Genomic DNA, 17195 nt, shown 5'->3' with positions numbered 1-17195 from the left:
ATGCCCTGCATACTACTGTAATACGGAGATTTAATATGGGGGAGATCATCATGAAACAATTAGCAAAGGAACTTATCGAAGCAGAAGTTGGTAAAGTGTTAGAAAATGAAGCGTTAGCTCGTTATACAACTATGAAAATAGGTGGGCCAGCTGATATTCTAATCGTGCCAAGTAGTGTTGCTGGTGTGGAGGATACTTTAGATTTAGTAAAGAAATATAACACAAAGTGGACAGCAATTGGACGTGGTTCTAATCTTCTAGTATCTGATAAAGGTATTGAAGGTGTTGTAATTCGTTTAGGAGAAGGATTAGATCACTTAGAAGTAGAAGGAACTACTGTACGAGTTGGAGGAGGATATCCTCTTATTAAGTTGTCAACACTACTTAGTCGCCAAGGTCTAGCTGGATTAGAGTTTGCTAGTGGTATCCCAGGAAGTGTTGGTGGAGCAGTATATATGAATGCCGGTGCACATAAATCAGATATGTCAGAAATTTTGATGAGCGCGCGTATTATGTTTGAAGATGGTACAATGAAGTGGTTAACAAAAGAAGAGATGGGATTTTCTTATCGTACTTCTGTTTTACAAACAAAGCGTCCTGGCATTGTAGTAGAAGCAAAATTGCAGTTGAAAGAAGGAAATCGTGAAGAAATAGTTGGTGTAATGCAAAAGAATAAAGACTATCGTCGTGAAACTCAGCCATGGAATCATCCTTGTGCCGGTAGTATATTTAGAAATCCACTACCAAATTTCGCTGGAGATTTAGTCGAAAAGGCAGGTCTACGTGGTCATCAAATTGGCGGTGCGAAAATTTCCGAAATGCATGGAAACTTTATTGTCAATGCAGGATCTGCATCAGCACAAGATGTGCTGGATTTAATTGCATTTGTCAAAAAAACAATTAAAGAAAAATTTGGTGTAGATATGCATACGGAAGTGGAAATTATCGGAAGATAGCTGTTATTTGTTCCGCTCATTATCATTTATGGTATAATAAGAAGATAAGAACGGCATGCGTAACATGCCGTTCTTTATGTTACATAGGGGGATCGTACATGAAAAATAGTAAAGTGATTAAACTACAAGATCGTGTACCAAAACTAAAGAATCAAAAAAAGAAGAATAAAAAACCTGTCAATCAGAGATTAATTTTATATGTATCGATTTTATTTTTATTAGTACTTTTTTTAATTTATTTTCGGTCTCCACTTAGTAATATAAAAAAGATAAGTGTTCTAGGAAATCATTATATGACAGATGAACAAGTCATGAAGGAATCTGGAGTTACATATGACACGAGTTATTTTCGAGTGACAGCACATAAGGCTGAAGAGAATTTAACAAAACGAAATGAAATTAAGAAAGTAAATGTCAAAAAACGTTTTCCAAATAAAATTGACATTCACATTGAAGAGTATGTAACGATAGGTTATATAAACAAAGGTGGAAAGTTACAGCCACTTCTAGAAAATGGTAAAACACTTGACGTGCTTCCGAACGGGAAATTACCTGTCGCAGCTCCGATTTTTGAACCATTTAAAGAAGAGAAAATGAAAGAGTTAATTGAAGAGCTAGAAAAATTAACTCCGACTATTCTCAGATCTATTTCTGAAATTCATTATGCTCCAACGAATTCAAATGAAGACCATCTTACTTTGTATATGAATGAAGGTTATGAAGTGAGTACAACTATACAAGATTTTGCGAAGCGTATGGAAGCATATCCACTTATTATAAAAAATATAGAGTCGGGTAGAAAAGCCCTAATTGATTTAGAAGTTGGCGCATACTTTAAATATTTAGATAATGAAGAAAAAAAGCAGTAGAGTAGTAGTTTTATTTCTTTTCAAATACAATAACGACAAGTGTGTTTTTCTATGTGTAAATTTCATTACAATTATGATTAATTTGGTGAAAAATAACTAGATTTTCTTCGATTCATGCTAGGATTGGTACAAGTTTAGCTTTTCTATGAGTACATCTTAGTGTAGACTTATATTTGGCGATAATCTTTGCATTTGAAATCGAGTTATTTCAAAGATAAAGCAGTCATTCACAGATTACTGTGATTGCAATAAGTGAATGTTAAATAAAAATAAGAAAAATATAGGGTTAAAAAAGGGAAACGCATAAAGACGTTGAATATTTTTCTTATAAATAGTAAAGCTGCGATTGTTGTTCCATATATTGACCTGTATGGTATAAATAAAGAAGGAGGTGCCAAAGAATGAACAGCAATGAAATATATGTTAGTCTTGACATCGGTACATCCAATGTTAAAGTCATCATTGGTGAAATGGTTAATGATGGTTTAAACATTATTGGTGTTGGAAACGTAAAATCAAATGGTTTGAAAAAGGGCTCCATAGTTGACATAGACGAAACTGTTCGATCAATCAAAAAAGCAATTGAACAAGCTGAGCGTATGGTGGGAATTCACATTGAACAAGTTGTTGTAGGTGTGAATGCAAATCAGGTGCAGCTTCTTCCTTGTCATGGAGTTGTCGCTGTTTCAAATGAAGATCGTGAAATTGGAAATGAAGATGTCTTACGCGTTCTGGATGCAGCACAAGTTGTATCAATTGCTCCTGAACGTGAATTTATTGATGTGGTGCCTCGACAATTCATAGTAGACGGTCTTGATGAGATTAACGATCCACGCGGGATGATTGGTGTAAGATTAGAAATGGAAGGCACGTTAATTACAGGCTCAAGAACGTTATTACATAATTTACTACGTTGTGTGGAAAAAGCGGGCCTTGAAATTGTTGATATTTGTCTGCAACCTTTAGCAGCTGCAACGGTTGCTTTATCTTCTGATGAGAAAAATAGAGGTGTAGCCCTTGTTGATATTGGCGGAGGATCTACAACCTTATCGATTTTTCAAGATGGAGAGTTACAAGCAACAAGTGTATTGCCTTTAGGTGGAGATCATATAACGAAGGATATCGCTATAGGACTTAAAACTTCAACTGAAAGTGCGGATCAAATTAAGCTGAAATATGGACATGCTTTTTATGATACTGCATCTGAAGAAGAAGTGTTTACGGTTCCTATTATGGGAAGCGATCAAACAGAACAATATTCACAACTAGAGTTATCTGATATTATTGAGGCACGTGTAGAGGAAATCTTGATGTTTGTTCAAGAAGAGGTCCAGAAGCTAGGAGTAAAACAAGTAGCGTCTGGTTATGTACTTACTGGTGGGATTGCTTCTATGCCGGGTGTTCTTGATCTTGCATATGATATTTTACATGAAAATGTTCGTATAGCCACTCCAGATTATATTGGCGTTCGTGAACCACAGTATACAATTGGAGTCGGATTAATTAAACATTCTTATCAAAAAGCGAAATTGCGCGGAAAAAATGTTCAGGAAAAGGAAGAGCATTTTGAACCTGTACCAGCACCAATGCCGGTACAGCAGCAACCTGTAAAACAAACAACGCGTAAGCAAAGCAAAAATAATGAAGACAATGAGCGTATGATGTCAAAAGTAAAACGTGTATTCCGCTATTTATGGGATTAAAATTGCACACGAAAAATGAGGTTCTAGGGGGATTTCGACATGTTAGAGTTTGATACTACTCAAGATCAATTAGCGAGCATAAAAGTTATCGGTGTCGGCGGTGGCGGAAATAACGCTGTAAACCGTATGATTGAGCACGGTGTACAAGGTGTGGATTTCATTGCTGTGAACACTGATGCGCAAGCATTAAATTTATCAAAAGCTGAAACGAAAATGCAAATTGGCGGAAAATTAACGCGTGGACTTGGTGCCGGCGCAAATCCTGAGGTAGGGAAAAAAGCCGCTGAAGAAAGTAAAGAACAAATCCAAGAAGCACTTCGTGGTGCAGATATGGTCTTTGTAACAGCTGGTATGGGCGGTGGAACTGGTACGGGTGCAGCTCCAGTTATTGCACAAATCGCAAAAGAACTAGGCGCGTTAACAGTTGGTGTTGTAACACGTCCATTTACATTTGAAGGTCGCAAACGTGCGACGCAAGCTATATCTGGGATTACAGCATTTAAAGATAATGTAGATACAATCATTGTTATACCGAATGATCGTATTTTAGAAATTGTAGATAAAAATACACCAATGCTTGAAGCGTTCCGCGAAGCGGATAACGTATTACGACAAGGTGTACAAGGTATTTCCGATTTAATTGCTACACCTGGTCTCATTAACTTAGACTTTGCAGACGTAAAAACAATTATGTCTAATAAAGGTTCTGCATTAATGGGTATTGGTGTTGGAACTGGTGAAAACCGTGCAGCAGAAGCAGCAAAACGTGCAATTTCTAGTCCGTTATTAGAAACATCTATCGATGGTGCACAAGGTGTTCTTATGAATATTACTGGGGGCACAAACTTAAGTTTATATGAAGTGCAAGAAGCGGCAGATATCGTTGCTTCAGCTTCAGATCCAGAAGTGAATATGATTTTCGGTTCTGTAATTAATGAGAGTTTAAAAGATGAAATTGTTGTTACTGTAATTGCAACTGGTTTTGATGATAGTGTTACAGTTCAGCCGCCAAAAACATTTGTACGTTCAACGGCGACTACAAATCACGCACAACAGCAACAACCAACAGCACAGCCGCAAAAACAACGTGAAGTAAAACGCGAAGTGAAACGTGAAGAGTCTATTGTACATGATCGTAATACAGATTCAGATGATATCGATATTCCAGCATTTTTACGTAACCGTCGTAGACGATAAAAAGAAAGGAGCCTCAGGGCTCCTTTCTTTTTTATTACACAACCTTAAATATTTTAAAATAAAAAAACTTATCTCGCTATTCATAAATATATAAATTTTTTTGATTTTTCAACGTATAAGTCGCTGTTACGAAGAACAAAAGGTGACCAGCACTCGTTTCGCTCTTTGTTTTAACTTGCATATGGCAGGAAAAGGATTAATCTGACCGCTTCTATGCACGGCCGGATGCACTCTTTCACTTAAAAAGAAAGGTTTTATGTCGTTTTTTTCAATTTGTATTTATATAGTAAGACCATCATCTAAATTATAGAAAGTAAGAAAAATAGATGAAGGGAACCGAAGAATTTATTATTAGAAAGCTCACAATATATACCTCACGACAGATTATGTCTAGAAACCACAAAATAACAAAAAAACCCCTCCGCAAATTGACACACTTTCCTATTGGATATGCTTTATACTAGTCTCAACTTAAAAAAAGAGGTGAATTGTTTGGTTGTTTACGCCGACGTTGTTTGGTTGTTAAACGCCTGCATTGATTTTCTTTTGCTTTTATTAACAGCAACTGTGTTGAAAAAGAAGATCAAAAGATGGAGGCTTGTGCTAGGGACATTTATTGGTTCTACAATTGTTATTTTTGCCTTTACTCCTTTTGCTTCTATGATGACACAACCAATTATGAAATTATTGTATTCGTTACTTATTGTGTATACAGCATTTGGATTTTCTACTTTTAGAGATTATACACAGACTGTTTTTACCTTTTATTTTGTAACATTTATGGTAGGAGGAGGATTAATTGGAACTCATTTTTTCCTACAAACGAATGACATGGTAGATGGATTAGTTCAGGCGAAAGCAATGTCTTATGGTGATCCAGTAAGTTGGATGTTTGTGATTTTGGGATTTCCGATTATTTATTACTTTTCAAAAAAACGTATTGAAAATGTGGAAGTGACTAAGATTCATTATGACCAAATTGTACAAGTGAATATTAGATTAGTTGAAAATGAAATTAAACTAGATGGCTTGATTGATAGTGGAAATCAGCTTCATGACCCTATAACAAAAACACCGGTAATGATTATGCATATTTCATCATTAGAGCATTGTTTACCAACATGGTTAATAGAACAAATTTATTCCAAAACAGAGATTCCACAAATACCAGAAAATGATTCAGGTTGGGCAACGAGACTACGTTTAATTCCTTTTCGAGCAGTAGGAGTTGATCATCAATTTTTATGGGCAATTAAGCCAGATGTTGTTCAAATTTATCATGAAGGAAGCAATATGGTCGTAAATAAAGTATTAATCGGCTTAAATACACAGCAATTATCTACAAATGGAGAGTATCAATGTATTATACATCCGAAAATGTTGATATCACCAAAAGTGACAATTGCTTAATTATGAGAGGCGGGAGAATATGACGAAAATAAAATTTTATTTCACATATCTTTGGTATAAAGTATTGCTGAAACTTGGAATTAAGACTGATGAAATTTACTATATCGGTGGAAGTGAGGCATTGCCACCGCCTTTAACAAAAGAGGAAGAAGAAGTACTCCTCAATAAATTGCCAAAAGGTGATCAAGCAGCACGGTCATTACTTATTGAGCGTAACTTACGGCTTGTTGTGTATATAGCACGTAAATTTGAAAATACAGGAATTAATATTGAGGATTTGATTAGTATTGGAACAATTGGTCTTATTAAAGCTGTGAATACATTTAACCCTGAAAAGAAAATAAAATTAGCGACTTATGCATCACGTTGTATAGAAAATGAAATTTTAATGCATCTACGTAGAAATAATAAAAATCGTTCAGAAGTGTCATTTGATGAGCCATTAAATATTGATTGGGATGGGAATGAATTGTTACTATCAGATGTTCTTGGTACGGATGATGATATTATTACAAAAGATTTAGAGGCTAATGTAGACAGACATCTTCTTAAGAAAGCACTACACCAACTGAATGATCGTGAAAAACAAATTATGGAACTCCGTTTTGGACTTGCAGGGGGAGAAGAAAAAACACAAAAAGATGTGGCAGATATGCTAGGGATTTCACAGTCTTATATTTCTCGACTTGAAAAGAGAATTATAAAAAGGCTTCGAAAAGAATTTAATAAAATGGTATAAAGTGACGTTGTTAAAAGGTTAGATCATCAAGGAGATTGTACAAAATCAATCGGTATTCCGATTGGTTTTGTTGTATTTCCGAGTAAAGCACGAATGATATTTTTATTAAAAGTGACAGAAAAACGGTATGCATAAAATTCCCTCCAAAGGAGATACTTTACACTGTACAGCAACTCCCGATAGGAGGGAACACTTTGACGAGAAACAAAGTAGAAATTTGCGGTGTTGATACAGCTAAACTTCCAGTACTAAAAAATGAAGAGATGCGTAAATTATTTCGAGAAATGCAAAGTGGAGAGATAAGCGCAAGAGAGAAATTAGTAAATGGAAACTTACGTCTTGTACTGAGCGTCATTCAGCGATTTAACAACAGAGGAGAATTTGTTGATGATTTATTTCAAGTCGGCTGCATTGGACTTATGAAATCCATTGATAACTTTGACTTAAGCCAAAATGTTAAATTTTCAACATATGCTGTGCCAATGATTATTGGAGAAATTCGTAGATATTTGCGTGATAACAATCCAATTCGCGTCTCTCGTTCGTTGCGAGATATTGCGTATAAAGCATTACAGGTAAGAGAAAAGCTAATTGCTGAGAATTCAAAAGAACCAACGGCGATGGATATTGCAAAAGTACTTGAAGTGACACATGAAGAAATCGTTTTTGCACTTGATGCCATTCAAGATCCAGTATCACTATTTGAACCAATCTATAATGATGGGGGCGATCCTATTTTTGTGATGGATCAACTGAGTGATGATAAACAAAGGGACGAGCAATGGGTGGAAGAATTGGCGTTGAAAGAAGGAATGAAACGATTGAATGATCGCGAAAAAATGATTATCCGAAAACGTTTTTTTCAAGGGAAAACACAAATGGAAGTTGCCGAAGAAATTGGGATTTCTCAAGCGCAAGTATCACGCCTTGAAAAATCAGCAATTAAACAAATGAATAAAACAATTCAAGGATAAGGTCTCATCATTTACGATGAGATCTTTTTATGTTGCGTGCCCCGAGATTCTGTTCATAGGAAAGATTGCGTGTTCATATAATGACAGTAAAGTGAAACCGCTGGCAGAAGGAGACTTATCGATTACACAACATAAAAGGGGAGAATGACAATGATACGAATTTCAGAGTTTCAAATTAAGGATGTTGTAAATGTCTCTGACGGAAAAAAACTTGGAAACATTAGCGATATCGATATTGATATGAATACAGGGAAGATTCAAGCTGTCATTATTTCAAAGCAAACACGTATGTTAGGGATATTTGGGAAAGAAGCAGAGTTTGTTATTCCGTGGAAGCAAATTGTAAAAATTGGAGAGGATGTAATATTAGTAAGAGCTGATCATGTCAATTCTGTAACAGAATCAATACAAACACCGACAATTTCTTAAAGAATATTACAAATTCCTCTTTTTTTTATGTTGTCATTATGGAAAAATAAAAGTATGGTAAAATAGACAGGAAGTACCATGCTTTTTATGTTATTTTATTAAAAGGAGCCGCTTTATGAGAGAACCATTTATATATGAGGACGGTATATTGTATTTACAAGCGTGGAAAGAACTTGGAAACATTACTGCAGGATTTACGACAAAAGATGGTGGAGTAAGTACAGGCTCCTTTCATGCGATGAATTTAGGATTACATGTAAATGATATGATGGAAAATGTTCATGAAAATAGACGTATTTTAGCGAACAAGTTACAAAAAACATTAGAAAATTGGATTTGTTCAGAACAAGTTCATGATCATCATGTTGAAAAAGTAGGACAGCAAGAAAAAGGGCGAGGAATCTATTCATATGAAGATGGTATTCCAAACACAGATGGTATTTATACGACTGATAGAGATGTATGTTTAACATCTTGTTATGCTGATTGTGTTCCACTCTATTTCTATGCACCATCACAAGGTATGATAGGACTGGCACATGCTGGATGGAAAGGCACTGTAAAAGAAATTGCAAAAGAAATGATTCAAAAGTGGCGTGCGGAAGGGGTGCCAGCTCATGAGATTTATGTTGCAATTGGACCAGCCATAGGGTCCTGCTGTTATGTAGTTGATGATCGCGTATTATCAGCAGCAAAACAAGCGGTAAACGGACATGTTCCATATAAATTGATTTCAGACGGACAATATGCAATTGATTTAAAAGAAATCAATCGCATATTATGCATACAAGCTGGCATAAAAGAAGAGCATATTATGATGTCGTCTCTTTGTACAAGCTGTGAAGAACAATTGTTTTTCTCACATCGTCGTGATCGGGGAAAAACAGGAAGAATGTTGAGTTTCATAGGCTTTAAGGAGGATTGAAAACAGTGGTAGTGCAAGAGAATTTAGCATTTGTAAATGAGAAAATTAAAATAGCATGTGAACGAGCAGAGCGCTCGGCACAAGAGGTTAAGCTCGTTGCAGTAACAAAAACAGTAGGAATTGAAAAAACAAATGAAGTAATAGAAGCTGGACTTACTGATTTAGGTGAGAATCGTAATGAAGGTTTTTTACAGAAGTATGAGCATTTTGGTTCAAAAGTAAATTGGCATTTCATTGGTTCGTTACAAACGAGAAAAGTAAAAGAAATTATTAATGAGATTGATTATTTGCATTCATTAGATCGCATTTCACTTGCGAAAGAAATTCAAAAGCGTACTACAAAGCAGGTTCGATGTTTTGTACAAGTGAAAACATCGTCTGAAGAATCAAAGCAAGGGATAGCGGCTGAGGAAACGATTGCGTTTATTCGTGCTTTGCAAGAATTTGATAAAATTGAAGTTGTTGGATTGATGACAATGGCACCATTTACTGAGGAAGAAGCCGAAATTCGTCATTGTTTTAAGAAATTGCGTGGTTTGCAAAAACAAGTACAAGAACTAGGATTATCATACGCTCCGTGTAAAGAGTTATCAATGGGAATGTCAAATGATTATACGATTGCAATTGAAGAAGGTGCTACATATATTCGTTTGGGAACGATTTTAGTAGGAAAAGCATAAAAGGAAGGAGAATGTTATTATGAGTTGGTCAAAAGTAAAATACTTCTTTTTTGACACTCCAGAAGAGCGAGAAGCTTACGAAAAGGAAAAGGAGCAAGCTGAAATGAAAAAACAACAAGATCCACCAGAGCAGCAGGATATTCCACTTACGAAAGCACAGCCGAAACAAAATATTGTAAGTATTGAAACAGCAAAGCAATCTTCCAAAGTTGTTTTGTTAGAACCGCGCACATATTCGGAAGCACAAGGGATTGCGGATCATTTAAAGGGAAGAAGAGCGGTTGTCATTAATTTGCAAAGGATGTCAACAGATCAAGCTGTGCGTATCGTTGACTTTTTAAGTGGTACTGTATACGCTATAGGCGGGGATATTCAAAAATTAGGACCGAAAACATTTATTTGTACACCTGAGACTGTGGATATTGTTGGGGCCATTTCTGAGTTGTTCGGTGAAGAGGAAGAGACAAATATAAAGAGGTGGTAATACGCCATGACGATTATTTTACAAGCATTGCTTTGGATCATCCAGATTTATTCCTGGGCGCTTATTATCTATATCCTTCTATCTTGGTTTCCAGGGGCTAGAGAATCAACATTTGGTGATTTTCTATCACGTATTTGTGAACCATATTTAGAACCGTTTCGGAGATTTATCCCACCTTTTGGCATGATTGATATTTCTCCAATTGTTGCAATTATTGCGTTGAGATTGGCTAGTAGTGGTTTAGTAAGTCTGTTTCGTTATTTCTTGTAATAAGAGGTTGAATGAATGAGCATCTATGAGCATTTTAGACCCGAAGAAGTGGTCTTTGTCGATAAAGTGTTAGAGTGGAAACAGGTGGCTGAAGAATATCATCAAGTGAAATTAACGGATTTTCTGGATCCGCGTCAGCAGCAAATTGTTGCTACGATAATTGGAAATCAAGGGGATGCTACTTTGCGTCTTTATGGTGCTGAGCCAAAAGCGGAAAGGAAAAGAGCTCTTATTTATCCGAGTTATCTTGATTTAAATGAAGAAGATTTCCAAGTTGAAGTATTAGAAATTGACTATCCTTCCAAGTTTTATACGCTTGAACATAGGCAAATATTAGGTGCATTTATGTCTCTTGGTCTTACAAGAGAAAAGTGTGGTGATATTTTGCTTCAAGAAAATCGTGCCCAAATTATAGTTGCAAAAGAAATTGTTTCTTACATTGAAATGAATTTACAATCAATAGGGAAAATGACGGTCTCACTTTCCTCTGTACAAGCAGACAAAGTATTACGATTGCAAGAAGAATGGAAAGAGCAGTATGGAACTGTTTCATCCCTTCGATTAGATGTCCTGCTAGCTGAAATGCTTCATCTATCACGGCAAAAAGTACAGCCGCTTATAAAAAACGGTCTTGTGAAAGTGAACTGGAAAACTGTTGAACAAACTGCATATGAGTGTTTTCCGGGTGATGTTTTTTCAATTAGGGGATATGGCCGGAGTAAATTATTTTCTGTAGAAGGAAAAACGAAACGCGACAAATGGCGAGTTTTGTATGGTATACTAAAATGATTGGTTTTTTAGAAGGAAAATCCCTTATTTTGTCGAAGAAAAGATATAATTAAAAGAGGAAAATTCAGATAACTACTTGGAGGTGGCGTTTGTGCCGTTAACACCATTAGATATTCATAACAAAGAATTTGGTCGCGGATTCCGTGGCTATGATGAGGATCAAGTAAATGAGTTTCTTGATCAGATCATCAAAGATTATGAATTGGTCATTCGCGAGAAAAAAGCATTAGAAGAAAAAGTTGCTCAACTAGAAGGTAAATTAGATCATTTTTCTAACATTGAAGACACGCTAAATAAGTCTATCGTTGTTGCACAAGAAGCGGCGGAAGAAGTAAAGCGTAATGCACAAAAAGAAGCGAAATTAATTGTACGTGAAGCAGAAAAGAATGCAGATCGTATCATTAATGAAGCTTTAGTAAAATCAAGAAAAGTTGCATTTGATATTGAAGAGCTAAAGAAACAAGCGAAAGTATTCCGTACGCGTTTCCGTATGTTATTAGAAGCACAGCTTGAAATGTTAAACAACGATGATTGGGACAAATTAATTGAGCTAGAAGAAGAAGTGGACGAGCTATTAAAGAAAGAAGAAACAGTGTAAGCTTGACGTTTTTCTCATTATTACATATAATTTTAAACAACATATTTATTAAGAAAAACGAAGATAGGGATAAGTACCTTTTTCATACCTTATATAGCGAACTGAGGACGGTGTAAGCTCAGGATAAGGAGATAAATGGGAATATCACCCTGGAGTTCCGCGCTGAACAAAAAAGTAAGCGTAGGCGTATATTCGCGTTAAGAATATAAAGAGGACTTTGTGCATACGTGTACGGTCTACTAGGGTGGTACCGCGGGAGACTTTCTCGTCCCTTTTTTGGGGATGAGAAAGTCTCTTTTTTATTCCATTTTTTAGGGTCTTTCTTTTATACATTCGAGGAGGAATTAAGCGTGGAGTATAAAAATACATTACTAATGCCGAAAACAGAATTCCCAATGCGTGGGAATTTACCAAAGCGTGAGCCTGCAATGCAAGAAAAATGGGCTGAGATGAACATTTATGAAAAGGTACAAGAACATACAAAAGGTCGTCCTTTATTTGTACTGCATGATGGTCCTCCATATGCGAATGGTGACATTCATATGGGACATGCGTTAAATAAAGTATTAAAAGATTTTATTGTTCGTTACAAATCAATGACTGGATACTGTGCACCATATGTACCAGGATGGGATACACACGGTTTACCAATTGAACAAGCTTTAACAAATAAAGGTGTAAAACGTAAAGAAATGACGGTTGCAGAATTCCGTAAATTATGTGCAGAGTATGCATACGAACAAGTGAATCGCCAACGTGAACAGTTTAAACGTCTTGGTGTGCGTGCTGATTGGGATCGTCCATATATTACTTTAGAGCCAGCTTATGAAGCGCAGCAAATTAAAGTATTTGGTGAAATGGCGAAAAAAGGTTATATCTATAAAGGACAAAAACCAGTTTATTGGTCTCCAACAAGTGAATCCGCTTTAGCTGAAGCTGAAATTGAATACAATGATAAAAAGTCAGCATCTATTTATGTGGCATTCCCTGTAAAAGACGGAAAAGACGTATTAGAGGGCGACGAGAAATTTATCATTTGGACAACAACACCTTGGACATTACCAGCCAACTTAGGTATTTCTGTTCATCCAGAACTTGAATACAGCATTGTGAAAGTAAATGATGAAAAATATATTATTGCTTCTGAACTATTTGACACAGTTTCTAAAACGTTAGAGTGGGAAAATGCTGAAGTTGTGAAAACAGTTAAAGGTAGCGAACTTGAGTATACAGTTGCGAAGCATCCATTCTATGAGCGTGATTCTTTAGTTATGCTTGGTGAGCACGTTACAACAGATGCTGGTACAGGTTGTGTACATACAGCACCTGGACATGGGGAAGACGATTTCCTTGTTGGGAAACAATATGGATTAGAAGTTCTTTGCCCAGTTGATGATAAAGGTGTATTAACAAGTGAAGCACCTGGATTTGAAGGTCTATTCTATGATAAAGCTAATAAGCCAATTACGGAAAAATTAGAAGAAATTGGCGCGTTATTAAAATTAACATTTATTACGCATTCTTATCCACATGACTGGAGAACGAAAAAACCAATTATCTTCCGTGCGACAGCGCAATGGTTTGCATCTATTGAAGCGTTCCGCAAGGAGTTATTACAAGCTGTTGAAGAAACGAAATGGGTACCAGCATGGGGAGAAACACGTCTTCATAATATGGTTCGTGACCGTGGTGATTGGTGTATTTCTCGTCAACGTGCATGGGGTGTACCGATTCCTGTCTTCTATGCAGAGAATGGCGATCCAATTATTACAGATGAAACAATCAATCACGTAGCAGATCTATTCCGTGAGAACGGTTCTAACGTATGGTTCGAACGTGAAGCGAAAGATTTATTACCAGAAGGATTTACACATCCATCTAGTCCGAATGGCGAATTCCGTAAAGAAACAGACATTATGGACGTATGGTTTGATTCAGGTTCTTCTCACCAAGCTGTCCTAGAAGAGCGCGAAGACTTACAACGTCCAGCTGATTTATACTTAGAGGGATCTGACCAATACCGTGGCTGGTTTAACTCTTCATTATCAACAGCAGTTGCAGTAACAGGTAAAGCACCATACAAAGGTGTGTTGAGTCATGGATTCGTATTAGACGGTGAAGGTCGTAAAATGAGTAAATCTATCGGGAACATTGTTGTACCGAAGAAAATCATGGATCAATTAGGTGGAGATATTTTACGTTTATGGGTATCTTCTGTTGACTACCAATCTGATGTGCGTATTTCAGATGATATTTTAAAACAAGTTGCAGAAGTATATCGTAAAATCCGTAACACATTCCGTTTCTTATTAGGAAACTTAGCTGACTTTAATCCAAGTCAAGATGCAGTAGCGAAAGCTGAATTACGTGAAGTAGATCGCTACATGCTAGTGAAATTAAATGACTTAATTACAAAAGTAAAAGAAGCATATGAAACATATGACTTTGCGGCAGTATATCATGCAATTCATAACTTCTGCACAATTGATTTAAGCTCATTCTATTTAGACTTTGCAAAAGACATTTTATACATTGAAGCAGCAAATCATCATGACCGTCGTGCGATTCAAACAGTACTTTACGATGTTCTTGTTGCATTAACAAAACTTGTAACACCAATCTTACCTCATACAGCTGATGAAGTATGGCCATATGTTCCTGGTGTTGTAGAGGAAAGCGTTCAGCTAACCGATATGCCAGAAGCTGTAGAAGTAGAGGGTGCGGAAGCGTTAAAAACAAAATGGGATGCATTTATGACACTTCGAGATGACGTATTAAAAGCTTTAGAAGTGGCTCGTAATGAAAAAGTAATCGGTAAGTCATTAAATGCGAGTATTACCCTATATCCAACTGCAGAAATGAAACAAATGTTAGAGTCTATTAGTGAAGATTTAAAACAATTATTTATTGTCTCTGAGTATAAACTTGGTGGAACAATGGAAGAAGCTCCAGCGGGTGCACCAAAATATGAGCATACAGCTGTTGTTGTAGCGCAGGCAACTGGTGAAACATGTGAACGTTGCTGGGTTGTTTCTGAAACAATTGGTAAAGACGCTGAACATGAAACATTATGTGAGCGTTGTGCAACAGTAGTAAAAGAAAATTATGTAAAATAATGATGTGATAAAAACTGACTGCTATTACGGTAGTCAGTTTTTGTATTTAGTAAGGATTCTTCTTAACATGTGGCAGATGTATGAAAAGTTCGACTGCTTAAAGTTTTTCTGTTGGGCAGGAGGAAGTAACTTTTAAGCACTTTCCTATGAAGGAAAAATGTGTGAGCGGTAAGCGAGAAAATTTCGGACACACTAACGGTACATTGCAGCCGGGAGGGATGTACACGTGAATGAAATCTATATGGAAATCAAAGAAGAATTACAATTGATGAAAAAAGAACTACAGGAACGACTGGCAAAAGAAGCGATAGAAACTTATTATGTAGAATTCGGACTGGAATTAGGCTATGAATCGAAGGAAGATGGAAAAAAGAAATTATTTTTACATGATATAAGAGAAGATTTAAAAGATGTGGAACGAGCATTATTTAAAATGGAAATCGATATGTATGGCATTTGTGAGGAAACTGGGAAATACATTCCTGTAAAGCAAATGAAAATGATGCCAACAGCTCGTACAATTCATGAATTTTTATATGAGAAAGTAAATGTCTAAGAGGCACAACGATATTATATTACCTTTTTTTATTTTATTTTATTCTTCCGTAAAGGTTCATTGTGAAAAGACCGTAGCTATGCTAAAATTTTGAGGTACACTGTCTTTGTGGGGGAAATGAAAATGATATATTATTTAATAGCGTTATTTGTCATTACCATCGATCAAGTATCGAAATGGTTAATTGTAAAAAACATGGAATTAGGTACAAGTATCCCGATTATCGATAATGTATTATACATAACATCACATCGGAATAGAGGAGCTGCCTGGGGCATTTTAGAAAACAAAATGTGGTTCTTCTATATTATTACAGTTGTTTTTGTAGGATTTATCGTATTTTATATGAAAAAGTATGCAAAAACAGATAGGCTCCTAGGGATTTCATTAGGTCTTATTTTAGGCGGAGCAATTGGCAACTTTATTGATCGTGTATTTAGACAAGAAGTGGTGGATTTCATTCACGTGTATATTTTTTCATACAACTATCCGGTATTTAACATAGCTGACTCAGCTTTATGTATTGGGGTTGTATTGATTATTATTCAAACATTATTAGAAGGAAAGAAAATGAAGGAGTAATTGAATGAGCGAAGTAGTACAAGTAATAGTTACAGAAGAACAAAAGAGCGAACGGATTGATAAGTTTCTCGCGGGAGTGAACAATGAATGGTCACGTTCACAAGTACAACAGTGGATTAAAGATGGCGTTGTAACCGTAAATGGAAACGACATTAAAGGAAATTATAAAGTAAAAGTAAATGATGAAATTGCAGTAGCAATTCCAGATCCAGAAGAGCTTGATATTTTGCCAGAAGACATGAATTTAGAAATTTATTATGAAGATGCAGATGTGCTTGTTGTGAATAAGCCACGTGGCATGGTTGTGCATCCAGCTCCTGGACATACAAGTGGTACACTTGTAAATGGGTTAATGCATCATTGTACAGATTTATCAGGTATTAACGGTGTAATGCGTCCAGGGATTGTACATCGTATTGATAAAGATACATCTGGCTTATTGATGGTTGCTAAAAATGATATGGCACATGAATCTCTTGTAAATCAGCTTGTGGCAAAAACAGTAACAAGACGATATAAAGCAATCGTCCATGGTGTAATTCCACATGATAAAGGGACAATTGATGCTCCAATTGGCCGTGATAAAAAGGACCGCCAAAGTATGACGGTTGATGAAAATGGGAAGCATGCTGTTACGCATTTTCAGGTGTTAGAACGATTTAAAGACTTTACACTTGTAGAGTGTCGTTTAGAAACCGGCCGTACGCACCAAATTCGTGTTCATATGAAATATATTGGATACCCGCTTGCGGGAGATCCGAAATATGGTCCGAAAAAAACATTAGATATAAATGGACAAGCGCTTCATGCGGGGATTTTAGGGTTTGATCATCCTCGTACAGGCGAATATATCGAGTTTGAGGCGCCAGTTCCAGCAGTATTTGAAGAAGTTTTAAATGTTTTACGGAAATAGTATTG

General features: G+C 36.2%; 18 protein-coding genes and 1 other annotated feature. All 18 genes read left to right on the top strand.

The features are described 5' to 3' along the window. Window positions 1–50: 50 nt before the first annotated feature. A complete protein-coding gene (gene murB / locus ORL93_RS06275) occupies window positions 51–956 on the top strand; it encodes a UDP-N-acetylmuramate dehydrogenase (protein ID WP_097794321.1) in 906 nt (301 codons plus the stop codon). 98 nt (window positions 957–1054) lie between these two features. Next, the gene (locus ORL93_RS06270; protein ID WP_003199783.1) at window positions 1055–1825 is read left to right on the top strand and encodes a cell division protein FtsQ/DivIB; all 771 of its coding nucleotides are present in this window, start codon (window positions 1055–1057) and stop codon (window positions 1823–1825) included. Between the two features lie 401 nt (window positions 1826–2226). Next, window positions 2227–3528 carry a cell division protein FtsA gene (gene ftsA, locus ORL93_RS06265; protein WP_097794320.1) on the top strand — a complete coding sequence of 434 codons (1302 nt, stop codon included), beginning with the start codon at window positions 2227–2229 and terminating at the stop codon, window positions 3526–3528. A gap of 39 nt (window positions 3529–3567) precedes the next feature. Continuing rightward, complete coding sequence (ftsZ, locus tag ORL93_RS06260) at window positions 3568–4725, top strand: cell division protein FtsZ (RefSeq protein WP_003199787.1); 1158 nt, start codon at window positions 3568–3570, stop codon at window positions 4723–4725. 492 nt (window positions 4726–5217) lie between these two features. Further along, entirely contained in the window at window positions 5218–6135 is a 918-nt protein-coding gene (spoIIGA, locus tag ORL93_RS06255; RefSeq protein WP_141556314.1) for a sigma-E processing peptidase SpoIIGA, read from the top strand. Window positions 6136–6154: 19 nt separating this feature from the next. After that, window positions 6155–6874: an RNA polymerase sporulation sigma factor SigE gene (gene sigE / locus ORL93_RS06250; protein ID WP_003199790.1), complete on the top strand. Its 720-nt coding sequence runs from the start codon at window positions 6155–6157 to the stop codon at window positions 6872–6874. A 194-nt stretch (window positions 6875–7068) separates the two neighbouring features. Continuing rightward, entirely contained in the window at window positions 7069–7848 is a 780-nt protein-coding gene (gene sigG / locus ORL93_RS06245) for an RNA polymerase sporulation sigma factor SigG (protein WP_003199794.1), read from the top strand. A gap of 150 nt (window positions 7849–7998) precedes the next feature. Beyond that, window positions 7999–8277, top strand: a complete 279-nt coding sequence (locus ORL93_RS06240) for a YlmC/YmxH family sporulation protein (RefSeq protein WP_016116026.1) — start codon at window positions 7999–8001, stop codon at window positions 8275–8277. A 115-nt stretch (window positions 8278–8392) separates the two neighbouring features. Further along, window positions 8393–9202 carry a peptidoglycan editing factor PgeF gene (pgeF, locus tag ORL93_RS06235; RefSeq protein ID WP_018764753.1) on the top strand — a complete coding sequence of 270 codons (810 nt, stop codon included), beginning with the start codon at window positions 8393–8395 and terminating at the stop codon, window positions 9200–9202. A 5-nt stretch (window positions 9203–9207) separates the two neighbouring features. Beyond that, the gene (locus ORL93_RS06230; RefSeq protein WP_003199799.1) at window positions 9208–9882 is read left to right on the top strand and encodes a YggS family pyridoxal phosphate-dependent enzyme; all 675 of its coding nucleotides are present in this window, start codon (window positions 9208–9210) and stop codon (window positions 9880–9882) included. Window positions 9883–9901: 19 nt separating this feature from the next. Next, window positions 9902–10366 (top strand): cell division protein SepF, encoded by a 465-nt coding sequence (locus tag ORL93_RS06225; protein WP_003199801.1) that lies wholly within the window; start codon window positions 9902–9904, stop codon window positions 10364–10366. A gap of 6 nt (window positions 10367–10372) precedes the next feature. Then, on the top strand, window positions 10373–10636 hold the full coding sequence (locus ORL93_RS06220) for a YggT family protein (protein WP_003199802.1): 264 nt from the start codon (window positions 10373–10375) through the stop codon (window positions 10634–10636). A gap of 15 nt (window positions 10637–10651) precedes the next feature. Then, a complete protein-coding gene (locus ORL93_RS06215; RefSeq protein ID WP_097794318.1) occupies window positions 10652–11425 on the top strand; it encodes a YlmH family RNA-binding protein in 774 nt (257 codons plus the stop codon). Between the two features lie 91 nt (window positions 11426–11516). Continuing rightward, window positions 11517–12023 (top strand): septum site-determining protein DivIVA, encoded by a 507-nt coding sequence (gene divIVA, locus ORL93_RS06210; protein WP_016116021.1) that lies wholly within the window; start codon window positions 11517–11519, stop codon window positions 12021–12023. Window positions 12024–12074: 51 nt separating this feature from the next. Beyond that, window positions 12075–12299: a binding site (T-box leader), on the top strand. Between the two features lie 74 nt (window positions 12300–12373). Beyond that, window positions 12374–15139, top strand: coding sequence for an isoleucine--tRNA ligase (gene ileS2, locus ORL93_RS06205; protein WP_097794317.1), 2766 nt, complete (start codon window positions 12374–12376; stop codon window positions 15137–15139). A 226-nt stretch (window positions 15140–15365) separates the two neighbouring features. Next, window positions 15366–15695, top strand: a complete 330-nt coding sequence (locus tag ORL93_RS06200; RefSeq protein WP_018764751.1) for a TraR/DksA C4-type zinc finger protein — start codon at window positions 15366–15368, stop codon at window positions 15693–15695. A gap of 123 nt (window positions 15696–15818) precedes the next feature. Then, window positions 15819–16277: a lipoprotein signal peptidase LspA gene (gene lspA / locus ORL93_RS06195; RefSeq protein WP_018764750.1), complete on the top strand. Its 459-nt coding sequence runs from the start codon at window positions 15819–15821 to the stop codon at window positions 16275–16277. Between the two features lie 4 nt (window positions 16278–16281). Then, window positions 16282–17190, top strand: coding sequence for an RluA family pseudouridine synthase (locus ORL93_RS06190; protein WP_097794316.1), 909 nt, complete (start codon window positions 16282–16284; stop codon window positions 17188–17190). The last annotated feature ends 5 nt before the right edge of the window (window positions 17191–17195 follow it).

Origin of the sequence: Bacillus sp. DHT2 (assembly GCF_026241455.1) — a bacterium.
Lineage (GTDB): Bacteria > Bacillota > Bacilli > Bacillales > Bacillaceae_G > Bacillus_A > Bacillus_A pseudomycoides.
The sequence above is the reverse complement of the archived record's forward strand: the minus strand, read 5'-3'. Positions and strand labels throughout refer to the sequence as shown.